Source organism: Sphingomonas sp. S1-29, assembly GCF_026167545.1.
In the GTDB taxonomy this organism is placed as follows: domain Bacteria; phylum Pseudomonadota; class Alphaproteobacteria; order Sphingomonadales; family Sphingomonadaceae; genus Sphingomonas.
In genome coordinates, this window is record NZ_CP110678.1 from 2,887,529 (window position 1) to 2,909,691 (window position 22,163).

Consider the following 22,163-nt stretch of genomic DNA (forward strand, 5'->3'; position numbering starts at 1 on the left):
CTCGGTTCGCGACTGCGACCGCCAAGGACATGCGAATGATGACCAACGAAACCGAACGCCTCCGCCTGGCCGAACACGGTATGTATCGCCCCGAATATGAAGGCGATGCCTGCGGCGTCGGGCTCGTCGCCGCCACCGATGGCAAGCCATCGCGCCGCGTCGTCCAGTCGGCGATCGATGCGCTGAAAGCGGTGTGGCATCGCGGCGCGGTCGATGCCGATGGCATGACCGGCGATGGCGCGGGCGTGCATGTCGATCTGCCGCTGCGCTTCTTCGACGACGCCGTCGTCGCCTCGGGGCACAAGGTGCGGCCCAACCGGCTGGCGGTGGGCATGATCTTCCTGCCGCGCACCGATCTCGGTGCGCAGGAAACCTGCCGCACGATCGTCGAGAGCGTCATCATCGATGCCGGCTACACCATCTATGGCTGGCGGCAGGTGCCCGTCGATGTGTCGGTGATCGGCATGAAGGCGCAGGCGACCCGGCCCGAGATCGAGCAGATCATGATCGCCGGCCCGATGCCCGACGAGGCTGACGCCGCCGAGTTTGAGAAGAACCTGTACCTGGTCCGCCGGCGGATCGAGCGGCAGGTGATCGCCGCGCAGATCAGCGGCTTCTACATCTGCTCGCTCAGCTGCCGCTCGATCATCTACAAGGGGCTGTTCCTCGCCGAGAGCCTGTCGCTCTTCTACCCCGACCTGCTCGACGAGCGCTTCGAGAGCCGGGTCGCAATCTTCCATCAGCGTTATTCGACCAACACCTTCCCGCAATGGTGGCTGGCGCAGCCCTTCCGCTGCCTGGCGCACAATGGCGAGATCAACACGATCCGCGGCAACAAGAACTGGATGCTCAGCCACGAGATCAAGATGGCGAGCATCGCGTTCGGCGAGCATTCGGAAGACATCAAGCCGGTGATCCCGGCGGGCGCGTCGGACACGGCCGCGCTCGACGCGACGTTCGAGGCGATCTGCCGCTCGGGCCGCGACGCGCCCACCGCCAAGCTGATGCTGGTGCCCGAGGCCTGGCAGGGCCGCAGCGACCTGCCAACCGCGCATGCCGATATGTATTCGTATCTCGCGAGCGTGATGGAGCCGTGGGACGGCCCCGCTGCGCTGGCGATGACCGATGGACGCTGGGCGGTGGCGGGGCTCGACCGGAACGCACTGCGCCCGCTGCGCTACACGCGCACGTCGGACGGGTTGCTGATCGTCGGATCGGAGACGGGCATGGTGCCGGTGCCCGAATCCTCGGTGCTCGAAAAGGGCCGGCTTGGGCCGGGCGAGATGATCGCGGTCGACCTCGACGCCGGCGTGCTGTTCCACGATCGCGAGATCAAGGACCGGATCGCCGCCGAGCATGACTATGCCGAGATGATCGGCGGCTATCTCTCGATCGAAGACCTGCCCGACGTTCCGGCCAGCACCTGCCGCTACGATCGCGCCGAACTGGCGCGGCGGCAGGTGGCGGCGGGCCAGACGCTCGAGGACATGGAGCTCATCCTCGCGCCGATGGTCGAGATGAGCAAGGAAGCGATCGGCTCGATGGGCGACGATACCCCGCTCGCGGTGATCAGCGACAAGCCGCGTCTGATCAGCCATTTCTTCCGCCAGAATTTCAGCCAGGTCACCAACCCGCCGATCGACCCGTTGCGCGAACGCTATGTGATGTCGCTCAAGACGCGGTTCGGCAATCTCGCCAACATCCTCGATGTCGAGGCGGCGCGCGGGCGCGTGCTGGTGCTCGAATCGCCGGTGCTCACCTGCGCCGAATGGGATCGGCTGAAGGCGCATTTCGGCGGGCTGTCGGCGACGATCGACTGCACCTTCTCGCCCGCCAGCGGCCCCGATTCGCTGCGCACCGCGATCGCCAGCATCCGTGCGCAGGCCGAACAGGCGGTGCGCGAGGGCAAGACCGAATTGTTCCTGACCGACGAGGCGGTGTGCGAGGATCGCGTGGCGATCCCCGGCGTGCTCGCGACCGCGGCGGTGCATACGCATCTCGTCCGGCGGGGCTTGCGCTCCTATGCCAGCGTCAACGTCCGCGTCTCCGAATGCCTCGACACGCATTATTATGCGGTGCTGATCGGTGTCGGCGCGACGACGGTGAACGCCTATCTCACCGAAGCCGCGATCGCCGACCGCCAGGCACGCGGGCTGTTCGGCGACCTGTCGCTCGACCAGTGCCTCGCGCGGCATCGCACCGCGATCGACGAGGGGCTGCTCAAGATCATGTCGAAGATGGGGATCGCGGTGATCTCCAGCTATCGCGGCGGCTATAATTTCGAAGCGGTGGGCTTGAGCCGCGCGCTGGTCGCCGATCTGTTCCCCGGCATGCCCGCCAAGATCTCGGGCGAGGGCTATGCCTCGCTCTACGTCAACGCGACCGAGCGGCACGAAGCGGCGTTCGATCGCGCGGTGACGACGCTGCCGATCGGCGGCTTCTATCGCCAGCGCCATTCGGGCGAGACGCATGCCTATTCGGCGCAGCTGATGCACCTGCTGCAGACCGCGGTCGGCAACGACAGCTTCTCGACCTATATGCAGTTCTCGCGCGGGGTGCGCGATTTGCCGCCGGTGTATCTGCGCGACCTGCTCGAGTTCAACTTCCCGCGCGAGGGAATCGCGATCGAGCAGGTCGAGGCGATCACCGAGATCCGCAAGCGCTTCGTCACGCCGGGCATGTCGTTGGGCGCGCTCAGCCCCGAGGCGCACGAGACGCTGGCGATCGCGATGAACCGCATCGGTGCCAAGGCGGTGTCGGGCGAGGGCGGCGAGGACAAGCTGCGCTACACCCCCTATGCCAATGGCGACAACGCCAATTCGGGGGTCAAGCAGATCGCCAGCGGGCGCTTCGGCGTGACCGCCGAATATCTCAACGCCTGCGACGAGATCGAGATCAAGGTGGCGCAGGGTGCCAAGCCCGGCGAGGGCGGGCAATTGCCCGGCTTCAAGGTGACCGAGTTCATCGCCAAGCTTCGCCACGCGACGCCGGGGGTGACGCTGATCAGCCCGCCGCCGCACCACGACATTTATTCGATCGAGGATCTCGCGCAGCTCATTTACGACCTCAAGCAGATCAATCCGCGCGCGCGGGTGTGCGTGAAGCTGGTGTCGTCGGCGGGCATCGGCACCGTCGCGGCGGGCGTGGCCAAGGCGCATGCCGACGTCATCCTGATCGCCGGCCATGTCGGTGGCACCGGCGCGTCCCCGCAGACCAGCATCAAATATGCCGGCACGCCGTGGGAAATGGGCTTGAGCGAGGTCAACCAGACGCTGACGCTGAACAATCTGCGCGGGCGGGTGACGCTACGCACCGATGGCGGCCTGAAGACCGGGCGCGACATCGTGATCGCGGCGATCCTGGGCGCCGAGGAATTCGGCATCGGTACATTGAGCCTGGTAGCTATGGGCTGCATCATGGTGCGCCAGTGCCATTCGAACACCTGCCCGGTTGGCGTGTGCACGCAGGATGAGAAGATGCGCGCCAAGTTCACCGGCACGCCCGAAAAGGTCATCAACCTGATGACCTTTATTGCCGAGGAAGTGCGCGAAATCCTCGCGCGGCTGGGGGTCAAGACGCTCAACGATCTGGTCGGGCGCACCGAATTCCTGCGCCAGGTGAGCCGCGGGGCCGAGCATCTCGACGATCTCGACCTCAACCCGATCCTCGCCAAGGTCGACGCTACCGATGCGGAGCGGCGCTTCAGCCTCAGCACCTTCCGCAACGCGGTGCCCGACAGCCTTGATGCGCAGATGATCAAGGATGCGGCCGCAGTCTTCTCGCGCGGGGAGAAGATGCAGTTGACCTATTCGGTGCGCAACACGCACCGCGCGGTCGGCACCCGGCTGTCGAGCGAGATCACCCGCACCTTCGGCATGTCGAAGCTGGCCGATGGGCATGTCCATGTCCGGCTGCGCGGCAGCGCGGGCCAGTCGCTGGGCGCGTTCCTGTGCAAGGGCGTGACGCTCGAAGTGTTCGGCGACGCCAACGACTATGTCGGCAAGGGGCTGTCGGGCGGGCGCATCGTGGTGCGACCGATGGTGTCGTCGCCGCTTGCATCCCAAGACAACACGATCCTCGGAAATACCGTGCTGTACGGCGCGACCAGCGGGCGGTTGCTGGCGGCGGGGCAGGCGGGCGAGCGGTTCGCGGTGCGCAATTCGGGGGCCGAAGTGGTAGTCGAAGGATGCGGCGCGAATGGCTGTGAATATATGACCGGCGGCATCGCCGTGGTGCTCGGCAAGGTCGGCCATAATTTCGGGGCGGGCATGACCGGGGGAATGGCGTTCATCTACGACCCCGACGCCAGCTTCGCCGCGCGCGCGAACCCCGAGAGTATCGTGTGGAATCGCCTGTCATCGGCGCATTGGGAGGGCGTGCTGCGCGACCTGATCGCCGCGCATCACGATGCGACCGACAGCAAATGGTCGGGCGGGCTGCTCGACGATTGGGACCGGGTGCGCGGGCATTTCTGGCAAGTGGTGCCCAAGGAAATGCTCGAGCGGCTCGCAGTGCCGATCGACGACCGCAGCGCCCCCGAACTGGTGGCGGCGGAGTAGTTCAGGCTACTCGGGCAATGTCGGTCAGACCGAAGTCGTTCCCTTTGAAAAGCAGGGGGCAATCCGCGATTTTCGCAATGGCATAGGATAGGCAGTCACCCATATTCAGCGACGCAGGGTGCCTGCCTTTGCCGTATCGGTCGAACGCATCGAGCGCCACAAGATGATGCTCAGCCGTGAAGGCGATGGTTTCGATCGGTGCCGCAAGCGCCAGCGCATCTACTGCCGCCCTAACCGGTTCGGGAAACTTGCCCAGCGTCACCATGCGCAACTCGAATAAAGTCGGCGCACCGATAAATACCCGCCTATGCGCCTGTATGAGCGCGCCAAAGGTCTCGGCTTCCGGCTCGCGTAGAACAATGGCGAGGATCGCGGACGTATCGATCGCGATCACCCGGGCAAGCCGTGCTCATCGTAGCCGATGATCTCGTCAGCGCTCCGACCATCCAAAATCGGGTGTGCGGCGACGAGGTCTTGAACTTTCCGCATTCGCTCAACGAAGCTTTCCTCATCGGGCAACGCGTTCTCGCGACGCAATGCGTCGGTCACGGCAACGCGGATAGCGCTTGTGTAGGTGAGCCCCTTCAGCTTTGCGTAGTGCCGAACCATGCGATCGGTGGCTTCGTCCTTGATGCTGAGGGCCACGATCGTTCCTTCTAGATTTTCTGCCACCAATATAGATTGCCGTCGTCGTGGAAACAATCTTCCCCCCGTCGTGCGGCAAGCCTAACACTGCCGCGCATGTGGCAACTCTACCAATTCCCCTTGTGTCCCTTTTCGCGCAAGGTGCGCCTCCTGCTCGCTGAGAAGGGCGTGGGCTATGATCCGGTGCGCGAATCGCCCTGGCTGCGGCGCGACGAGTTTCTCGACATGAACCCCGCCGGGCAGACCCCGGTGATGGTGCATAGCGACCGCCCGGGCCGGCCGATGATCGATTCGATGGCGATCTGCGAATATTTCGAAGAGACCGTCGAAAAGGCCGCGATGATCAACGGCACCGCCGCCGACCGCGCCGAAATCCGCCGGCTGGTGACCTGGTTCGACACCCAATTTTATCGCGACATCACCGCGCCCCTGCTCAAGGAGCGGATGGAAAAGCGGCTGGTACTGCGCGAATCGCCCGATGCCGGGCGGCTGCGTGAGGCGATGAAGGCCGCGGTCTCGCACCTCGATTATATCGATTACCTGCTCGACCATCGCAAATGGATCGCCGGGTCGACGATCAGCCTCGCCGACCTCGCGGCGGCGGCGCAGATTTCGATCGCCGATTATCTGGGCGGGATCGACTGGAAGAGCCACGAACAGACCAAGCGCTGGTATGTCGGCATGAAGAGCCGCCCGAGCTTTCGCCCGCTGCTCGCCGAGCGGATGGAAGTCGTGAGCCCGCACGCCGATTACGAGAAACTCGACCTGTAAGGAGGGAAAGGGCGATGCTCGAACATGTTCCCCGCTGGCTCGGCAAGGCGCTGAGCGGCCTGCGCGCGGGCCAGGACAAGCTGGCGATCGCGCAATCCGAACTCGGCAGCTTCGAATCGATCCGGCTGGCGAGCCCCGCCTTCGCCAATGGCGCGCGGCTGCCCGAGCGCTTCACCGCCGATGGCGAGGGCGTGTCGCCGCCGCTCTTCTGGACCGACGTGCCCGAGGGCGCGGTGCGGCTGGCACTGCTGGTCGAGGATGCCGACGCGCCGACCCCGTCGCCGCTGGTGCATGCGGTGGTGTGGGATCTGCCCGTCGGCGATGGCGAGCTCAAGGAAGGCGCGATCGTCGCCGACAAGCGCCGCGACGCCGCCGACGGCAGCGATGTCGGGCGCAACAGCTATTTCGCCGAAGGCTGGCTGCCGCCCGACCCGCCGACCGGGCATGGCGTCCACCATTATGCCTTCCAGCTCTTCGCGCTGGCGGAGGGGCCTGACCTCAAGGAAAACCCCAATCGGGGGGCGATGCTCAAGGCGATGCGCGGCCGGGTGCTCGCGGCGGGGCTGCTGACCGGCACCTATTCGCGCGGTGAGGCCCAGCCCACCGGCTTGGTGGGCAAGGCCGTCCCCGCCGCCGCATGAGGGCGCGGCTCAGCCGCCCACGATCATCCCGCCATTGGGGTGCAGCACCTGTCCCGACATGTAGCTCGAATCCTCGCACGCCAGGAACAGGAAGCTCGGCGCGACTTCGTTGGGCTGGCCGGGGCGACCGATCGGGGTCTTCTCGCCGAAGGTCTTGAGCTTTTCGGGATCGGCGCCGCCGAACGGGTTGAGCGGGGTCCAGATCGGCCCCGGTGCCACCGCGTTGACGCGGATGCCATCGCCGATCAGATTCTCCGACAGGCTGCGCGTGAAGGCGGTGATCGCGCCCTTGGTCGCCGAATAGTCGAGCAGATTCTTGGCGCCATTGTACATCGTCACCGACGTGCAGTTCACGATCGCCGCGCCCGCCTGCAGATGCGGGCGCGCTGCCTGCACCATGAAGAACATGCCGAAGATATTGGTCTGGAAGGTGCGGCGAAGCTGCTGCTCGGTGATGTCGACGATATCCTTGTCGGGATGCTGCTCGCCGGCATTGTTCACCAGGATGTCGATGCGATCGAAGGTCGAGTAGACCCGCGCAACGGCTTCCTCGCAGAACGCCTTGTCGCCAACGTCCCCCGCGATCGTCAGCGCGCGGCGGCCCTCGTGGCGGACGATGCGCGCGGTTTCCTCGGCATCGTCATGCTCATTGAGATACAGGATCGCGATATCGGCGCCTTCGCGCGCATAGAGCGCGGCGACCGCGCGGCCGATGCCGCTATCCGCCCCGGTGATGATCGCAACCTTGCCCGAAAGCCGGCCCGATCCGGGGTAGCGCGGTTCCCATTGCGGCTTGGGGTCGAGCGCGCTTTCATGGCCTGGCAGCGCGTCTTCGTGGATCATCGGGATCGTGGCACTCATCGTCGAACTCCTCGGTTTCGAGGGGGTCAACCGGTGAGCGCGAGCGACGTTCCTTGGGGCCTGCAGCGCCGGCGGCCCTGTTGAGCCTACCGGCGCGCGAAGCGATATTTGGGGCAGAAAGTTTCGGTCACGCTCAAACGATCGGGACCGAGGGTGCCGATGCTGCGACCAGCATCGCGGTGAACAGGACCGCGCCGACGAACGAGATGGCCGAGCGCTGGATGGTTTCGAAACGAAGCGACATGGTGAAAACTCCCTGATTTCGGCTTGTCCGGACCATCCGGCTGCCGATGCCAAGAGCTTTGCACGGCTCGTGCCAATTCACGCGAGTGGCAGAAAACTGCCGAAATCGGCGCGCCTCCGCGTTGAGTTGGGAATTGTCGACAATATTCGTCGGTGTAATTGGCCAATCAGTCGCGAAGATTGCTATCCGTCAGCACCTGGTTCCGCCCGGCGTCTTTGGCGGCGTATAGCAAGCGATCGGCGCGCTGGAATGCGTCGGCGGCGCGGTCGTCGCGCGTCAGCGGGGTTACCCCCACCGAGATCGTTATCTCGCCCAGTGGCGCGTCGGATTCGCGCAGGCGATAGCGCTTTCGCGCTACCTCGAGCCGAGCGGCATCGACCGTCGCGATCCCGTCGTCCAGCGGCCCGTAAATGAGCAACGCGAATTCCTCGCCGCCATAGCGCGCGACCAGATGGCCGCTGCACGTCTGTTCGAGCGTCTGGCCGATCGCGCGCAGTACCCGGTCGCCGACGGCATGGCCGAAGCGATCATTGACCGCCTTGAAATGATCGACGTCGCAGATCGCGATGCAGGCGCTGCGACCCTCGGCGAGCACCTGCGCGAACGCGGCTTCGAAGGCGCGGCGGTTGGGCAGCCCGGTCAGCGGATCGCGCAGCGCGTCGCCGCGCGCCTGTTCGAGCATCCGCCGCAACTCCTGCGTCTCCTTGTGCGCATGATCGAGCCGGCGTTCGGCGGCGTGGACGCGGCCGATCATCGTCGCGGTGATCTGGTTCACATCGTCGAGGAACCCGATCGTCTCGCCGTCGGTCGATCGCCCGATCGCATCGACGCTGGCGGCCAGGTCGCGGCCGAAATCGCGGGTCTCGCACTGCACCGTCTCGACGATGTCGATGAACCCCGCGACCTGGTTTTCGGTTTGCGCCGCCAGCGCCGCGGAATCGTGGGTTCCTGCATGGGCCGGCGCGACCCGATCGGCGCTGATTTGGACCCCCAACGATTCGATGTCGCGTTGGGTCAGTCGCACTCCGCCATCGGTGAGCGACGCGACCGCGCCGGCAAGCACGCCCTGCGGATCGGTGACGACGTGATACGCGAAGGCGTAATTCAGCGGCGTCGGGTCGAGACGCTGATCGGACAGAAACGTCCCGACGCGGTCGAACACCTCGCGAGCAGCAGCCGATATCGCGTCGCTTCGTTGGGCGGATGCCGGCGGCATGCGTTTGGGGTTCCTCGTCAGTCGGCCAGATGCCAGCGGTCTGTGACGACCGTTGGGTCATCGGGCGATACCGGCATTGTACTAATATTGCCTAAGCAACCCCCTGAACATAGGACAATATTCTCAGCGCGCGGCCTTGAGCTTGCGTACTGCAGCCAAAGTGGTGCGAACGTGATCGACCGGGCTCATGTCGCTGTGCGCAAAAGCAATTCGACCGTCTTGGCCGATGACATAGCTGGTGCGGTTGCTGATCGCCGCGCCGCCGGGGCGCTTGAGTTCGACGTCATAGCCCTTGAGCATCGCCGGGGTCGCGGTGGCGACCGCGAACTTGCCTGCGCACAACTCGGTCGAGAATTTCTGCAGCTGCGGGATGGCATCGGCCGACATGCCGATCACCGTCGCGCCCGCCGCCTTGAAATCGACGACCGCGTCGGCGAACGCCTTGGCCTCGGCATTGCAGCCCGAGGTGAAGGCCGCGGGGAAGAAATACAGCACCACCGGCCCGCGCTTGAGCTGTTGCGACAGCCGCAGGTTGAAGACCTTGCCCGCCATCGCGCCCTTGGTCGCGAAATCGGGCGCGCGGGCGCCGGGGGCGAGCGCGGCCGAGGCCGGCATGGCGAGCGTCAGGGCAAGGACGGCAAGGATCGAGGCTGCGCGCATGATGGTTCTCCCGGGATGTCGTAACCGAGGCTAGCGCGCGCCGGCGCGCGAGTCGATCAGCGGGTGAGCGCGATTCCGAGCCGGGCATGGGTGTCGCGCAGGCGATAGTCGTCGAGCGCTTCGCCAAAGCCGGTAAAGCCCTGTCCGAACAGATAGATGCCCAGGCCCCCGCCGACGCGCGCCAGCGGATAGGAGGCGGATAATTCGGCGGCGCCCTTGCCGGTGCCGGGATTGCCGCGCGCGGTGAGCGCCAGTTTGACCCCGTCGACCTGGCCGATGCTGGCCCCCAGCGCGGTATAGCCCCAATAGCGGTCGAGATCGCGGCTCATCCCGCGCGCGCCGACATAGAACCATGCTTGCGGCGCGACTTCGGCATACCAGCGGTCGCCAAGGTCGAAGCGGTGCGCGACGCGGGCATAGATGCGGTTGACGTCGATCGAGCCGACCGCGCCGCGCCCGTTCGAATCATGCGCATAGCCGACCGCGGCGACCGTATCCTGTGCCAGCGGGACTTCGTAGAAGATTTCGGGGCTGTAGTTGGTCGATCGGAACGGGCCCGAGGGCAGGTCGATCCGCCAGAACATCGTCTGCGTCCAGGCGAGCCGGAGCCCGTTGAGCGCGCCATTGGTCTCGAACGGCTGGAACGCGAAGCTCAGCTGCAGCTTGGCGCCCGAATCGCCGGCGCCGAACGCGCCATAGACCGGGCGATAGGGGGCGAAGCGGTCGAGGATCGCCGATCCGGTGCCCGTCGATCCGAGCGCGACGGTCTCGCGCGACGCTTCGACCGCGTCCTGTCGCTCCGTCGTGACGGGCGCTGCCTCGGCAAGCTCGCGCGGCGCGGGGCGGTAGCGCAGCCGGGTGAAGCCCCCCGCCGCGACGAAGGGCACCGCGGCCTGGTCGCGCTGCAGCCGCAGCCGTGTGCCGTCGGCGGCGGTGACCTCGATCGTCTCGGGCGGTTGCGGATCGGCGGCGGCATTGCCGTCGTTGACGAACAGGACATCGACCCCCGCCTGCGCGGCGTCGGCCGAGGTGGGTTGATCGGCGACGGGGCGGAGCTGCGCGGCGGCGGGAGCGGCGAGGCAGGACAGGGCTGCAGTAGCGAAAGCGAGGCGCATGGCGATTCTCATGGCATCGCGATGTGACAGGCGCGAGTCCGAATTATGCGCGATCGGCTGGCCTTGGCCGGGTGCGCGCACTAGGGGGAGGCGATGCCAATATCCCCCCCAGTATCCCAAGCCGATATCGATCTCGCCGGCCGCCTCGCCGATGCCGCAGGCGCGGCGATCCGCCCCTTTTATCGCGCCGCGTACGGCCTTGAGGTCAAGGACGACGCCTCGCCGGTGACGCTCGCCGACAAGGCCGCCGAGGCGGCGATGCGTCGGTTGATCATCGCCGAGCAGCCGATGGACGCGATCGTCGGCGAGGAGGAAGCGGCCCGCGCGGGCAGCAGCAACCGGACCTGGGTGCTCGATCCGATCGACGGGACGCGCGCGTTCATCTCGGGCCGGCCGATCTTCGGGACGCTGATCGCCTTGCTGGTCGACGATTGGCCGGTGCTCGGCGTGATCGACCAGCCGATCATCCACGAGCGCTGGGTCGGCGTCGTCGGGCGCGGCACGACGCTCAACGGCGTGCCCGCCAAGACGCGGATATGCCGCGAGCTCGGCCAGGCATTGCTGGCAACGACCTCGCCCGCGCTGTTCGACGACGGCCAGTTGCACGCCTTCGAGCATCTCGAGGCCGAGACGCAGAGCACGGTGCTCGGCGGCGACTGCTATAATTATGGCTGCCTGGCCTCGGGGCATCTCGACGTGGTGGTCGAGGCGGGGCTGAAGCTGCACGACTTCGCCGCCTTGGTGCCGGTGGTCGAGGGTGCGGGCGGGCGGATGTGCGATTGGGCGGGCGATCCGCTGCACAAGGGGTCGGTCGGCGAAGTGATCGCGGCGGGCGATCCGGCACGGATCGACGACATTCTCGACGCGCTGGGGTGCCGCGGAAACCACTGACCTTTCCCCGTTCGTGCTGAGCCTGTCGAAGCACCGTTCTTCTTGCTGCAGTTCGAAGGAAGGACGGCACTTCGACAAGCTCAGTGCGAACGGCAGCGGTGGCCGTTGCATTCTTCCCGGCCATCGGCTAACCGCTCGCGCTTCCGCGATCATTTCGAAGGAACCGCCTGGCCAGTGTGGGCTGCCATGGCGATTCGCGATCGTCGACCCAAGGAGACGAAAATGCCCAAGATGAAGACCAAGAGCGGTGTGAAGAAGCGCTTCAAGTTCACCGCTACCGGCAAGATCAAGCACGGCGTCGCTGGCAAGCGTCACCGTCTGATGAGCCACAATTCCAAATATATTCGCCAGAATCGCGGGACCTCGGTCGTCTCTGATTCGGATGCCGGTCACGTGCGCCTGTGGGCGCCGTACGGCCTGAAGTAAGGGAGCCCGATAGATGGCAAGAGTAAAGCGCGGGGTTACCACCCGCTCGAAGCACAAGCGGATTCTCGATCAGGCGAAGGGCTATTATGGCCGTCGCAAGAACACGATCCGCATCGCCCGCCAGGCAGTCGAAAAGGCCGGCCAGTACGCGTATCGCGACCGCAAGGTTAAGAAGCGCACGTTCCGCGGCCTGTGGATCCAGCGTATCAACGCCGGCGTCCGCGCCGAGGGCCTGACCTATTCGCAGTTCATGCACGGGCTGAAGCTCGCGGGCGTCGAACTCGACCGGAAGGTCCTGGCCGACATCGCGATGCACGAGCAAGCAGCGTTTAGCGCGATCATCGCGCAGGCGAAGGCGGCACTGCCCCAGGCCGCCTAAAGCGGTTTGCAGCAGTACATGATTTGGGGCGTCGGTGGTTTGCCACCGGCGCCCCTTTTCATTTGCGATCCTCCCCCGCCAGGGGGAGGTGGCACGCGAAGCGTGACGGAGGGGGAGGTATCACCGACGCGGGTTGGTCGCTTACCTCCCCCTCCGACGCCTTCGGCGCCACCTCCCCCTGGCGGGGGAGGATAGGGCGAGTACCTGACTCAAACCGAGGCGGAGGCAAGCAGATGGCACTTCACACCTGGTGGCTCTACGTCACCGCGGTCTTCGTGATCTCGGCGACGCCGGGGCCCAACATGCTCCACGTCATGGTCCAGAGCATCCAGCACGGCCCGCGCCGCGCGCTGGCGTCGATGGCGGGGCTGATGACCGCGAACCTGATCTACCTGGTCGCATCGGCGCTGGGGCTCGGCGCGCTGCTCAAGGCATCGCCGGGGCTGTACGATGCATTGCGCTATGCCGGGGTCGCCTATCTGCTGTGGCTCGGCATCAAGGCGTGGCGTGCGCCGGTGGGCATGGGCGAGGGCGCGGCGGTGCCGGTGGCGCGCCGATCGCTGCGCGTGCTGTATGCCACCGGCCTGGGCACCGGGCTGTCGAACCCCAAGCTGATCGTCTTCGCCGCGGCGCTGCTGCCGCAATTCATCGATGTCGGCCGCCCGTTCGTGCCGCAGCTCGGTGTGCTGGTCGCGACCTTCATGGTGATCGAGGCCTTTTGGTTCGGCATCTACGCCACCGGCGGGCGTTCGCTGGCGCGCTGGCTGGCACCTGCCAACCGCCAGCGGCTGTTCAACCGCGTGACGGGGGCGCTGTTCATCGGCTTCGGCGCGGCGCTGCTCGGCAGCCGCATCTGATCGACGCAAATGCTTGACCTCAGCGCCCGTCTGCGGTTCGAGCCCATCAGCACAGTGAACGGAAAGCCATGACCACCGACCTCGACCAACTGCGATCCGACCTGCTGGGCGCGATCGACGCCGCCGACACCCTCGATGCGATCGAGGGGGTGCGCGTCGCGGCGCTGGGAAAACAGGGCAATGTCACCGCCTTGCTCAAGACGCTGGGCGGCATGTCGCCCGACGAGCGCCAGACCGCAGGCCCCCGCATCCAGGCGCTGCGCGAAGCGGTGACGACCGCAATCGCCGATCGCAAGGCCGCGCTCGAACGCGCCGCGCTCGATGCCCGGCTGGCGAGCGAGACGCTAGACATGACGCTGCCCGCCGGCGGCGTCGCGCCCGGCAGCGTGCATCCGGTCAGCCAGGTGATGGACGAGCTCGCCGAAATCTTCGCCGACCTCGGCTTCGCGGTCGCGACCGGGCCTGAGATCGAGGACGATTGGCATAATTTCACCGCGCTCAACATCGCCGAGACGCATCCCGCACGCGCGATGCACGATACCTTCTATTTCCCCGACGATAACAGCGAGGGGGGCGTCCAGCGGATGCTGCTGCGGACGCACACCTCGCCGGTGCAGATCCGCACGATGCTACAGCAAAAGCCGCCGATCCGCATCATCGCGCCGGGCCGCGTCTATCGCAGCGACAGCGATGCCACGCACACCCCGATGTTCCACCAGATCGAGGGGCTGGTGATCGATCGCGGCATCACGCTCGGCCATCTGAAATGGACGCTCGAGACCTTCCTCAAGGCGTTCTTCGAGCGCGACGACATCGTGCTGCGGCTGCGCGCCAGCTATTTCCCCTTCACCGAACCCTCGGCCGAGGTCGATGTCGGCTACACGATCGAGAAGGGCAAGCGCGTGATCGGCGGATCGGGCGACGCCGCCAATGGCGGCTGGATGGAAGTGCTGGGCAGCGGGATGGTGCATCCCAAGGTGATCGCCGCGTGCGGGCTCGATCCCGACGAATGGCAGGGCTTTGCCTTCGGCACCGGGGTCGATCGGCTGGCGATGCTCAAATACGGCATGGATGACCTGCGCGCCTTCTTCGACGGCGATCTGCGCTGGCTGAAGCATTACGGGTTCGGCGCGCTCGACGTGCCCACGATTGCCGGGGGAGTCGGCGCATGAAGTTTACGCTTGGCTGGCTGCGCGAGCATCTCGACACCGACGCATCGCTCGACACGATCCTGGTCACGCTGACGCGGATCGGCCTCGAGGTCGAAGGCGTCGAGAATCCCGGCGAGGCGCTGGCGGCGTTCCGCATCGCGCGCGTGCTCACCGCCGAGCGGCATCCGCAGGCCGACAAGTTGCAGGTGCTGTCGGTCGATACCGGCGACGGCGCGCCGCTGCAGGTGGTGTGCGGCGCCCCCAATGCGCGCGCCGGCATGATCGGCGTGCTCGGGCTGCCCGGCGCGGTGGTGCCGTCGAACGGGATGCAGCTCAAGGTGTCGGCGATCCGCGGGGTCGAATCGAACGGCATGATGTGTTCGTCGCGCGAGCTCGAGCTTGGCGACGACCATGACGGTATCATCGAACTGCCCGCCGATGCGCCGGTGGGCATGGCGTTCCCCGATTATGCCGGGATCGACGATCCGGTGATCGACGTGTCGATCACCCCCAATCGCCAGGATTGCATGGGCGTGCGCGGCATCGCGCGCGATCTGGCGGCGGCGGGGCTCGGGACGCTCAAGCCGTTCACGGTGCCCACGCCCGCGACCACCGGCGCTGGTCCCGATGTCCGCACCGACGATGCCGAGGGCTGCCCCGCCTTCTACGCGCAATCGGTGGCGGGCGTCGTCAACCGCGCCGCACCCGATTGGATGCAGCGCCGGCTCAAGGCGATCGGCCAGAAGCCGATCTCGGCGCTGGTCGACATCACCAATTATGTGATGATCGATCTCGGCCGTCCGCTGCACGTCTATGACCGCGCCAAGCTGTCGGGCGGGCTGGTCGCGCGGCGCGCGCAGGCTGGCGAGCAGGTGCTCGCGCTCAACGGCAAGACCTATGCGCTCGATGCGGGCATGACCGTCATCGCCGACGACGCGCAGGTGCACGACATCGGCGGCATCATGGGCGGCGAGGAGTCGGGCGTGTCCGACACCACCACCGACGTGCTGATCGAATGCGCCTATTTCACCCCCGAGGCCATCGCCCGCACCGGCCAGAAGCTCAACCTCACCTCGGACGCGCGCGGGCGGTTCGAGCGCGGTGTCGATCCGGCGTTCCTCGACGACGGGCTGGCGATTGCTTGCGCGATGGTGCTCGACCTGTGCGGCGGCACCGCCAGCGGTGTCACCCGTGCGGGCGAGCCACCGCTGGCGATGCCTAGCTTCGCCTATGATCCGGCGCTGGCGGAGCGGCTGGGCGGCCTGTCGGTCGCGCCCGAGCGCCAGCGCGACATTCTGGCGCGGCTGGGCTTCGCGGTCACCGACGATTGGCAGGTAACCCCGCCAAGCTGGCGGCGCGACATCGATGGCCCCGCCGATCTGGTCGAGGAAGTGGTGCGGATCGAAGGGATCGACAGCGTTCCCTCGGTGCCGCTGCCACGCCCCGACGGCGTCGCGCGCCCAACCGCTACCCCTGAGCAAAAGATCGAGCGCAAGGTCCGCCGCTCGGCGGCGGCGCGCGGGCTGCACGAGGCGGTGACGTGGAGCTTCATCCCCGAGCCCCAAGCGGCGGTGTTCGGCGGCGGCGCATGGACGCTCGCCAACCCGATCAGCGAGGATATGAAGGTCATGCGCCCCTCGCTGCTGCCCGGCCTGCTGTCGGCGGTGCAGCGCAACCTCAGCCGCGGCGCGAGCAGCGTCCGCTTGTTCGAGGTCGGGCGGCGCTACCTCGCCGACGCCGCAGGCGCACCCGACGAACGCGCGACGCTGACGCTGGTGCTGGCGGGCGAGCGTACACCGCGCGGCTGGCAGGCGGGCAAGCCGCAGCGCTTCGACGCCTTCGATGCCAAGGCCGAGGCGCTGGCGTTGCTCGAGGCGGCAGGCGCGCCTGTGGCGAACCTGCAGGTGATGCCTGTCCTGAGCACGGTCGAAGGAGGTGAGGCGGGCGATGCCTGGCACCCCGGCCAGTCGGCGACGCTGCGGCTCGGGCCGAAGACCGTGCTGGCGCGCTTCGGGATGCTGCATCCGGGCGTGCTCAAGGCGTTCGACATTGCCGGCGACGTCGCGGCGGTCGAGCTGTTCCTCGACGCGCTGCCGCCCAAGCGCGCGAGCGGCTTCATGCGCCCGGCGTTCGCGCCCCCCGCATTGCAGGCGGTGACTCGCGACTTCGCCTTCACCGTGTCGCCGGCGCTGGCGGCGGGCGATCTGGTGCGCGCGATCCGGGGGTCCGACAAGGCGGCGATCGTCGATGCGCGGGTGTTCGACGTGTTCGAACGCGCGACCGACGAGGGCGTCGAACGCTCGATGGCGGTCGAGGTGACGTTGCAGCCTGGCGAGAAGAGCTTCACCGATGCCGAGCTGAAGGCGGTGGCGGACAAGGTGGTGGCGGCGGCGGCGAAGCTGGGGGCGGTGTTGCGGGGGTGACCCGCGCGCTGTCCTACAAGGCCCCGGCTTGATAGGGTCGCCGCATGAACCCGCTCCTACCTTCCACCGGAATCGCGTTTCATGCCGCGGAAGGGGCGAATCCGGGGGGTACGTAGTGTAGCTTTTGTAGCCTTCCGACCCGAATCGCTGATCCTTCTCCCGCTGGCGGGAGAAGGATACCGAAGCTTGGTCGCAAAGCGGCCTAGCGAAGGTTGGATGAGGGTGGTGCGGCGCTCTCGCGCCGCGCGGTCGCGAGTGCGACCGCTGCACCCTCACCCAGCTACGACTAGGCCTCGCTAAAGAAGCGAGACCAAGTCTGCGCAACCCTCTCCCGCTCGCGGGAGAGGGAGGATAGGATGCCTCCGATGTTTACAATTGCCACCGATCAGCTCTCCGCAATCATCAACCCGCTTGGCGCCGAACTCACCCACCTGCGCGACCCCGCCGGTCGCGAGCTGATGACCGATGCCGATCCCGCCTTCTGGACCGGCCACGCCCCGATCCTCTTCCCGATCGTCGGCGCGCTGAACGGCGGCACCTACCGCCTCGGCGACCAGCACTACGCGCTGCCCCAGCACGGCCTTGCCCGAAAGCTGCCCTTCGAACTCGTGTCGCAGGACGCAGCAAGCGTCACGCTACGGCTCACCGACACCAAAGCCACCCGCCAGGCCTATCCCTTCGCCTTCGCGCTCGACGTCACCCACGCAATCGCCGGTGCGACGCTGACGACCACAGTGACGGTCACCAACCGCGGCGATGCCGACATGCCCGCGAGCATCGGCTTCCACCCCGCCTTCGCCTGGCCTTTGCCTTATGGCCATGCCCGCGCCGATCACCGGATCGTCTTCGAGCGCGACGAGCCCGGCAGACTCAGCCGCATCGTAGCCGGCGGCCTGATCGGCCCCGCCGATCGCGACGCGCCGATCGAAGCGCGGACGCTGGCGCTCAACGACGACCTCTTCGCGGTCGATGCCTTGGTATGGGAATCGATCGAAAGCCAGTCGGTCCGCTATGGTGCCGCTAAAGGCCCGCAACTGCGGATCGACTTCCCCGACACCCCGATGCTCGGCATCTGGAGCAGGCCCGGCGCCGCGTTCGTCTGTGTCGAGCCGTGGCACGGCATTGCCGACCCCGAAGGCTTTACCGGCGAAATCTGGGACAAGCCGGGGATGATGCGGCTGGCACCCGGCGAGACGCGGGCGGTGGCTATGGCGGTCACGCTGGAACAGGATTCGTCACCCCGGACTTGATCCGGGGTCCATGCGACGCCACTAGCCCAATGCGCGCCGCCGCCGGCTCGCATGGATGCCGGATCAAGCCCGGCATGACGAAAGTAGTAGAATTGACCCCCCAAGACCGCCGTACCTTCGCGATCATCTCGCATCCCGATGCGGGCAAGACCACGCTCACCGAAAAGCTGCTGCTGTTCGGCGGCGCGATCCATCTTGCCGGTGAGGTCAAGGCGCGCGGCCAGGCGCGGCGCGCGCGATCGGACTGGATGAAGATCGAGCAGCAGCGCGGCATCTCGGTCACCTCTTCGGTAATGACCTTCGAGCGGCAGGGGATCACCTTCAACCTCCTCGACACGCCGGGGCATGAGGATTTCAGCGAGGATACCTATCGCACGCTGACCGCGGTCGATTCGGCGGTGATGGTGATCGACGCCGCCAAGGGCATCGAGCCGCAGACGCGCAAATTGTTCGAAGTCTGCCGCCTGCGCAGCGTGCCGATCATCACCTTCGTCAACAAGGTCGATCGCGAGGGCCGCCCGCCGTTCGAATTGCTCGACGAAGTCGCCGACATGCTCCAGCTCGACGTGTGCCCGATGACCTGGCCGGTCGGCATGGGCGGCCAGTTCGAGGGAATTTTCGATCTCGTCGACAACCGCTTGTTATTGCCCGAGGGCGACAGCCGTGAATTCCAGGGCAAGGTCGAGCAATATCGCGGGCTCGACGATCCCGATCTCGCGAACACGCTCAGCCCCGAGGGCGTCGATCGGCTGCGCGAGGAGGCCGAGCTGGCGGTGGCTGGCTATGCCGATTTCGATGGCGACCGCTATCGCGCGGGCGATCTGACCCCGGTCTATTTCGGATCGGCGCTCAAGGAATTCGGCGTTGATTCGCTCATCGACGCGATCGCGCGTCATGCGCCCAGTCCGCGCCCGCAGCCCGCCGAGCCCGCACCGGTGCAGCCTTCGGACAGCGAAGTCACCGGCTTCATCTTCAAGGTCCAGGCCAATATGGACCCCAACCACCGCGACCGGATCGCGTTCATGCGGCTGTGCTCGGGCGTCTTCAAGCGCGGCATGAAGCTGACCCCCAGCGGCCATGGCAAGCCGATCGCGATCCATTCGCCGATCCTGTTCTTCGCCCGCGAACGCGAACTGGCCGACGAGGCCTATCCGGGCGACATCATCGGCATCCCCAACCACGGCGTGCTTCGCGTCGGCGATACGCTGAGCGAAAAGCCGGGGGTGCGCTTCACCGGCCTGCCCAATTTCGCGCCTGAAATCCTGCGCCGGGTTCAGCTCAAGGATTTCACCAAGACCAAGCAGCTTCGCAAGGCGCTCGACGACATGGCCGAAGAGGGGGTGACCCAGGTCTTCTACCCCGAGATCGGATCGAACTGGATCATCGGCGTGGTCGGGCAGCTCCAGCTCGAAGTGCTGCTCAGCCGGCTCGATGCCGAATATAAGGTGGCGGCAGGCCTCGAGCCCGCGCCGTTCGACACCGCGCGCTGGGTGTCGGCGGACGATCCTGCCGAGCTCAAGACCTTCATGGAGCTCAACCGGACGTCGATGGCGAAGGATCGCGACGACAATCCGGTCTTCCTCGCGAAATCGGCATGGGAGGTGAACTACATCGCCGAACGCTATCCCGCGGTGAAGTTCGCCGCGACCCGCGAACGCTGAAGGCTGGGCTCAGCCCTTCTTCAGCAGATCGGCCAGCCCCGACAGGCCGGTGACCGGGCGTAGCTCCTCCTCGCGCAGCACGCCTGCTTCGCGCAGCGCGGCTTCGGCGGCGGGGCTGCGGGGGAACGGATCGAGCGCGAGCGCCAGCGTCTCTGCGGCGGCGTCGCCCAGGTCGACCGCGCCGCCCGAATAGAAGACGGTGTCGCAATCATCGGAGTCGAGTTCGACTTCGTCGGGGGTGTCGGCATCGGGGGTGGGGAGGAAGCGGATCGTGAAGCTTTCGGCGATCGACGCAGGCACCGGGGCGGCGCTGGCGATGCACGACTGGATCACCGCGCCCTCGAGCGTGCCGGTGGCGACGATGACGCCAGCAGCATCGCGGCGGAGCGCATAGTCGGCGACGAGGCGGTCGATCGCCTGCAGGTCGAACCGGCGTGCGAGCGCCGCGCGCTCGGTGTCGCTGGCTTCGATATGGATCCGGTTCTCGCCGGTGCCGATCTGGTCGAGGCGGTGCGGGCGGGAGAATTCGGGGGTCATGGCAGGCGTCCGGCGCGCAGCGTGTCGATCGAGGTGCCGATGAGCGCGCTGCGCATCGCCATCAGCGATTCGGCGGTGTGCGCCAGTGCAGCCGGGGCGGGCGCCTCGCCGCGATACAGGTTGCGCACCAGCGCGGCGTCGAGCGACCCCGCCGCCAGCCCGTCACGATAGGCGCCCAGCCTTCCGCCGAGCATCCCCATCATCTTGCCGATATGCTTGCCCACGGTGATGTCGCCGATCCCGATCTGGCGCAGCTGGCCGTCCATATCGTCGATGAAGCATTCGGCGAGCGACGCGCTCAATTGGCCGGCTTCCTGCTGCTCCTGCTCGAGCCGCAGCAGCACCATTGCCAGCACCGCGGCGACCATGTCGAACCGCCCGTCGACGGTGTCGGGTACGCCGCCGGCGAGGTACCAATGTTCGGCGCGCGCGCTTGCGACCACCTGATCGTACAAGGTCGCGGCTTCGCGCGGTTCGGTGCGACCGAAGAGTCGGTTCAGCAGGCCCATCGGCTGGTTTGTCCATGTTCGGCGCGCGGCCTTGTTTGGCCGGGCGCTCCGGCATATTGAGGGCAATGCCCGCCGATGCAATCCATTGGCGCAGTATCGCTTGCTTGCGTTTCAGGAGCCACGACGAATGTTGCCCCCCATGTCGCCGATCGGCACCCGCGTCTTCCTTCCCTTGCTGTTGATCGGCGTGGCTTTGTCGGCCTGTACGCCGCTGCGCAGCCATCAGGGCTATGTGATCGATCCCGATCTGGTGAACTCGGTCCAGCCCGGCGTCGACAATCGCGAATCGGTCCTCAAGACGCTGGGCCAGCCGACGCTGACCGGACAGTTCGACAAGGGCGAGTGGTATTATGTCTCGCGCGACAGCCGCAATCTGGCGTTCAATAACCCCGAAGCCGCCAAGCAAACGACACTGCGCATCCGCTTCGACGAAGCTGGCAATGTCGCGAGCATTGATCGGATGGGGATCGAGCAAGTTGCCTCGGTCGATCCGCTGAAGAAGAAGACGCCGACGCTGGGCCGCGACAAGAGCTTCTTCCAGGAGCTGTTCGGCAACATCGGCACCGTTGGCGCGCCGGGCGCGGGCGGTGGCGGTCCGGGCGGCCCCAACTAGGCTTGCTTTCAGTTCGCTGACAAACGCGTTCGCGCATCGTTCAGCGCAACTCCTGCAAAAGCATCTGCATCGGGGGCGGTTCGCCGAATCGCCCCTAGACGAAGATCGAAGGAGGATCGCAAATGCGTAAGTTTGTATTGACCGCGCTGATGGCAGCCGTCGCCATGCCGGCGATCGCCGTACCCGCCAGCGCGCAGTCGCAGCGCGAAGTGCGCGAAAGCCGCCAGGATTTGCGCGAAGAGCGCCGCGACCTGCGCCAGGCGCGGCGTTATGGCGATGGCCGCGATGTCCGCCGCGAACGCCGTGACGTCCGCCAGGCGCGCCAGGAAGTCCGCGAAGACGTTCGCGATCGCAACCGGGTCTATGGCCGCAACGATTGGCGCACCTATCGCAACACCAATCGCAACCTGTATGCACGCGGCAACTGGAATGCGCCGTTCCGTTACAACCAGTTCCGCGCCGGTGCGCGGATCGCGCCGGCCTTTTACGGCCAGCGTTACTGGATCAACGATCCGTGGCGCTATCGCCTGCCCCCGGTGCGGGGCAATCAGCGCTGGGTGCGCCACTATAACGACGTGGTGCTTGTCGATTACCGCCGGGGCATCGTGATCGACACGATCCGCGGGTTCTACTTCTAAGCGAAGCAGCAACTACAACAGGTGGGCCAACCCCGGCCGGCTTCATGCCGGTCGGGGTAAGGTTGTGTCCGAAATGGTGGTGAAATAGTCCGGCTTGGTTGCGTAAACACCTTGTA

General features: G+C 66.5%; 21 protein-coding genes. 13 read left to right on the plus strand and 8 right to left on the minus strand.

The genetic code is table 11. The features are described from left to right. The first annotated feature begins 38 nt into the window (after positions 1 to 38). Entirely contained in the window at positions 39 to 4,559 is a 4,521-nt protein-coding gene (gltB, locus tag OKW76_RS13750) for a glutamate synthase large subunit (protein WP_265552984.1), read from the plus strand. 1 nt (position 4,560) lies between these two features. Here the strand turns inward: gltB and OKW76_RS13755 are convergent, their stop codons facing one another. Both OKW76_RS13755 and OKW76_RS13760 read right to left on the minus strand, forming a co-directional pair. After that, the gene (locus tag OKW76_RS13755; protein WP_265549422.1) at positions 4,561 to 4,953 is read right to left on the minus strand and encodes a type II toxin-antitoxin system VapC family toxin; all 393 of its coding nucleotides are present in this window, start codon (positions 4,951 to 4,953) and stop codon (positions 4,561 to 4,563) included. Then, positions 4,950 to 5,204: a type II toxin-antitoxin system VapB family antitoxin gene (locus tag OKW76_RS13760; RefSeq protein WP_265549423.1), complete on the minus strand. Its 255-nt coding sequence runs from the start codon at positions 5,202 to 5,204 to the stop codon at positions 4,950 to 4,952. Before OKW76_RS13760 ends, OKW76_RS13755 begins: the two co-directional genes overlap by 4 nt. A 96-nt stretch (positions 5,205 to 5,300) precedes the next feature. Here OKW76_RS13760 and OKW76_RS13765 point away from each other — a divergent pair, with 96 nt between their 5' ends. Both OKW76_RS13765 and OKW76_RS13770 read left to right on the plus strand, forming a co-directional pair. Further along, the gene (locus OKW76_RS13765; protein WP_265549424.1) at positions 5,301 to 5,975 is read left to right on the plus strand and encodes a glutathione S-transferase family protein; all 675 of its coding nucleotides are present in this window, start codon (positions 5,301 to 5,303) and stop codon (positions 5,973 to 5,975) included. Between the two features lie 14 nt (positions 5,976 to 5,989). After that, positions 5,990 to 6,616 (plus strand): YbhB/YbcL family Raf kinase inhibitor-like protein, encoded by a 627-nt coding sequence (locus OKW76_RS13770; protein ID WP_265549425.1) that lies wholly within the window; start codon positions 5,990 to 5,992, stop codon positions 6,614 to 6,616. A 9-nt stretch (positions 6,617 to 6,625) separates the two neighbouring features. On the opposite strand, the gene OKW76_RS13775 is transcribed toward OKW76_RS13770, so the two are convergent. The 4 genes from OKW76_RS13775 to OKW76_RS13790 form a co-directional block, all read right to left on the minus strand. Continuing rightward, a complete protein-coding gene (locus OKW76_RS13775) occupies positions 6,626 to 7,477 on the minus strand; it encodes an SDR family oxidoreductase (RefSeq protein WP_265549426.1) in 852 nt (283 codons plus the stop codon). A 410-nt stretch (positions 7,478 to 7,887) separates the two neighbouring features. Continuing rightward, complete coding sequence (locus tag OKW76_RS13780) at positions 7,888 to 8,937, minus strand: GGDEF domain-containing protein (RefSeq protein WP_265549427.1); 1,050 nt, start codon at positions 8,935 to 8,937, stop codon at positions 7,888 to 7,890. A gap of 123 nt (positions 8,938 to 9,060) precedes the next feature. Next, positions 9,061 to 9,597, minus strand: coding sequence for a peroxiredoxin (locus OKW76_RS13785; RefSeq protein WP_265549428.1), 537 nt, complete (start codon positions 9,595 to 9,597; stop codon positions 9,061 to 9,063). A 56-nt stretch (positions 9,598 to 9,653) separates the two neighbouring features. Next, positions 9,654 to 10,712 (minus strand): phospholipase A, encoded by a 1,059-nt coding sequence (locus OKW76_RS13790; RefSeq protein ID WP_265549429.1) that lies wholly within the window; start codon positions 10,710 to 10,712, stop codon positions 9,654 to 9,656. Positions 10,713 to 10,805: 93 nt separating this feature from the next. Between OKW76_RS13790 and OKW76_RS13795 the strand changes: the two genes are divergently transcribed. The 8 genes from OKW76_RS13795 (at position 10,806) to OKW76_RS13830 (ending at position 19,750) form a co-directional block, all read left to right on the plus strand. Continuing rightward, a complete protein-coding gene (locus OKW76_RS13795) occupies positions 10,806 to 11,603 on the plus strand; it encodes an inositol monophosphatase family protein (RefSeq protein WP_265549430.1) in 798 nt (265 codons plus the stop codon). Between the two features lie 222 nt (positions 11,604 to 11,825). Then, a complete protein-coding gene (rpmI, locus tag OKW76_RS13800; protein ID WP_256506457.1) occupies positions 11,826 to 12,029 on the plus strand; it encodes a 50S ribosomal protein L35 in 204 nt (67 codons plus the stop codon). 13 nt (positions 12,030 to 12,042) lie between these two features. After that, complete coding sequence (gene rplT / locus OKW76_RS13805; protein ID WP_033922591.1) at positions 12,043 to 12,408, plus strand: 50S ribosomal protein L20; 366 nt, start codon at positions 12,043 to 12,045, stop codon at positions 12,406 to 12,408. Positions 12,409 to 12,641: 233 nt separating this feature from the next. After that, positions 12,642 to 13,265, plus strand: coding sequence for a LysE family translocator (locus OKW76_RS13810; RefSeq protein WP_265549431.1), 624 nt, complete (start codon positions 12,642 to 12,644; stop codon positions 13,263 to 13,265). A 68-nt stretch (positions 13,266 to 13,333) separates the two neighbouring features. Continuing rightward, positions 13,334 to 14,437, plus strand: coding sequence for a phenylalanine--tRNA ligase subunit alpha (gene pheS / locus OKW76_RS13815; protein WP_265549432.1), 1,104 nt, complete (start codon positions 13,334 to 13,336; stop codon positions 14,435 to 14,437). Beyond that, on the plus strand, positions 14,434 to 16,839 hold the full coding sequence (pheT, locus tag OKW76_RS13820) for a phenylalanine--tRNA ligase subunit beta (protein ID WP_265549433.1): 2,406 nt from the start codon (positions 14,434 to 14,436) through the stop codon (positions 16,837 to 16,839). Before pheS ends, pheT begins: the two co-directional genes overlap by 4 nt. Positions 16,840 to 17,204: 365 nt before the next feature. Then, positions 17,205 to 18,089, plus strand: a complete 885-nt coding sequence (locus OKW76_RS13825; RefSeq protein WP_265549434.1) for an aldose 1-epimerase family protein — start codon at positions 17,205 to 17,207, stop codon at positions 18,087 to 18,089. A gap of 74 nt (positions 18,090 to 18,163) precedes the next feature. Next, positions 18,164 to 19,750, plus strand: coding sequence for a peptide chain release factor 3 (locus OKW76_RS13830; protein ID WP_416221821.1), 1,587 nt, complete (start codon positions 18,164 to 18,166; stop codon positions 19,748 to 19,750). A 9-nt stretch (positions 19,751 to 19,759) separates the two neighbouring features. Here the strand turns inward: OKW76_RS13830 and OKW76_RS13835 are convergent, their stop codons facing one another. Both OKW76_RS13835 and OKW76_RS13840 read right to left on the minus strand, forming a co-directional pair. Then, positions 19,760 to 20,287, minus strand: a complete 528-nt coding sequence (locus tag OKW76_RS13835) for a YceD family protein (protein WP_265549435.1) — start codon at positions 20,285 to 20,287, stop codon at positions 19,760 to 19,762. Beyond that, positions 20,284 to 20,796 carry a ubiquinol-cytochrome C chaperone family protein gene (locus OKW76_RS13840; RefSeq protein WP_265549436.1) on the minus strand — a complete coding sequence of 171 codons (513 nt, stop codon included), beginning with the start codon at positions 20,794 to 20,796 and terminating at the stop codon, positions 20,284 to 20,286. Before OKW76_RS13840 ends, OKW76_RS13835 begins: the two co-directional genes overlap by 4 nt. Positions 20,797 to 20,923: 127 nt before the next feature. On the opposite strand from OKW76_RS13840, the gene OKW76_RS13845 reads away from it, so the two are divergent. Together OKW76_RS13845 and OKW76_RS13850 are read left to right on the plus strand one after the other, a co-directional pair. Next, positions 20,924 to 21,409, plus strand: a complete 486-nt coding sequence (locus OKW76_RS13845; RefSeq protein ID WP_416221822.1) for an outer membrane protein assembly factor BamE — start codon at positions 20,924 to 20,926, stop codon at positions 21,407 to 21,409. A 122-nt stretch (positions 21,410 to 21,531) separates the two neighbouring features. Beyond that, positions 21,532 to 22,047, plus strand: a complete 516-nt coding sequence (locus OKW76_RS13850) for an RcnB family protein (RefSeq protein ID WP_265549437.1) — start codon at positions 21,532 to 21,534, stop codon at positions 22,045 to 22,047. The last annotated feature ends 116 nt before the right edge of the window (positions 22,048 to 22,163 follow it).

Excerpts from the sequence above, each read along its gene's own strand:
- pheT (WP_265549433.1), top strand. The coding sequence starts at position 14,434 with ATGAAGTTTACGCTTGGCTGGCTGCGCGAGCATCTCGACACCGACGCA.
- OKW76_RS13830 (WP_416221821.1), top strand. The coding sequence starts at position 18,164 with ATGACGAAAGTAGTAGAATTGACCCCCCAAGACCGCCGTACCTTCGCG.
- pheS (WP_265549432.1), top strand. The coding sequence starts at position 13,334 with ATGACCACCGACCTCGACCAACTGCGATCCGACCTGCTGGGCGCGATC.
- OKW76_RS13770 (WP_265549425.1), top strand. The coding sequence starts at position 5,990 with ATGCTCGAACATGTTCCCCGCTGGCTCGGCAAGGCGCTGAGCGGCCTG.
- OKW76_RS13845 (WP_416221822.1), top strand. The coding sequence starts at position 20,924 with ATGTTGCCCCCCATGTCGCCGATCGGCACCCGCGTCTTCCTTCCCTTG.
- OKW76_RS13765 (WP_265549424.1), top strand. The coding sequence starts at position 5,301 with ATGTGGCAACTCTACCAATTCCCCTTGTGTCCCTTTTCGCGCAAGGTG.
- rplT (WP_033922591.1), top strand. The coding sequence starts at position 12,043 with ATGGCAAGAGTAAAGCGCGGGGTTACCACCCGCTCGAAGCACAAGCGG.
- OKW76_RS13795 (WP_265549430.1), top strand. The coding sequence starts at position 10,806 with ATGCCAATATCCCCCCCAGTATCCCAAGCCGATATCGATCTCGCCGGC.
- OKW76_RS13790 (WP_265549429.1), bottom strand. The coding sequence starts at position 10,712 with ATGCGCCTCGCTTTCGCTACTGCAGCCCTGTCCTGCCTCGCCGCTCCC.
- gltB (WP_265552984.1), top strand. The coding sequence starts at position 39 with ATGACCAACGAAACCGAACGCCTCCGCCTGGCCGAACACGGTATGTAT.
- OKW76_RS13835 (WP_265549435.1), bottom strand. The coding sequence starts at position 20,287 with ATGACCCCCGAATTCTCCCGCCCGCACCGCCTCGACCAGATCGGCACC.
- OKW76_RS13810 (WP_265549431.1), top strand. The coding sequence starts at position 12,642 with ATGGCACTTCACACCTGGTGGCTCTACGTCACCGCGGTCTTCGTGATC.
- OKW76_RS13850 (WP_265549437.1), top strand. The coding sequence starts at position 21,532 with ATGCGTAAGTTTGTATTGACCGCGCTGATGGCAGCCGTCGCCATGCCG.
- OKW76_RS13825 (WP_265549434.1), top strand. The coding sequence starts at position 17,205 with ATGTTTACAATTGCCACCGATCAGCTCTCCGCAATCATCAACCCGCTT.
- rpmI (WP_256506457.1), top strand. The coding sequence starts at position 11,826 with ATGCCCAAGATGAAGACCAAGAGCGGTGTGAAGAAGCGCTTCAAGTTC.
- OKW76_RS13785 (WP_265549428.1), bottom strand. The coding sequence starts at position 9,597 with ATGCGCGCAGCCTCGATCCTTGCCGTCCTTGCCCTGACGCTCGCCATG.
- OKW76_RS13840 (WP_265549436.1), bottom strand. The coding sequence starts at position 20,796 with ATGGGCCTGCTGAACCGACTCTTCGGTCGCACCGAACCGCGCGAAGCC.
- OKW76_RS13775 (WP_265549426.1), bottom strand. The coding sequence starts at position 7,477 with ATGAGTGCCACGATCCCGATGATCCACGAAGACGCGCTGCCAGGCCAT.
- OKW76_RS13780 (WP_265549427.1), bottom strand. The coding sequence starts at position 8,937 with ATGCCGCCGGCATCCGCCCAACGAAGCGACGCGATATCGGCTGCTGCT.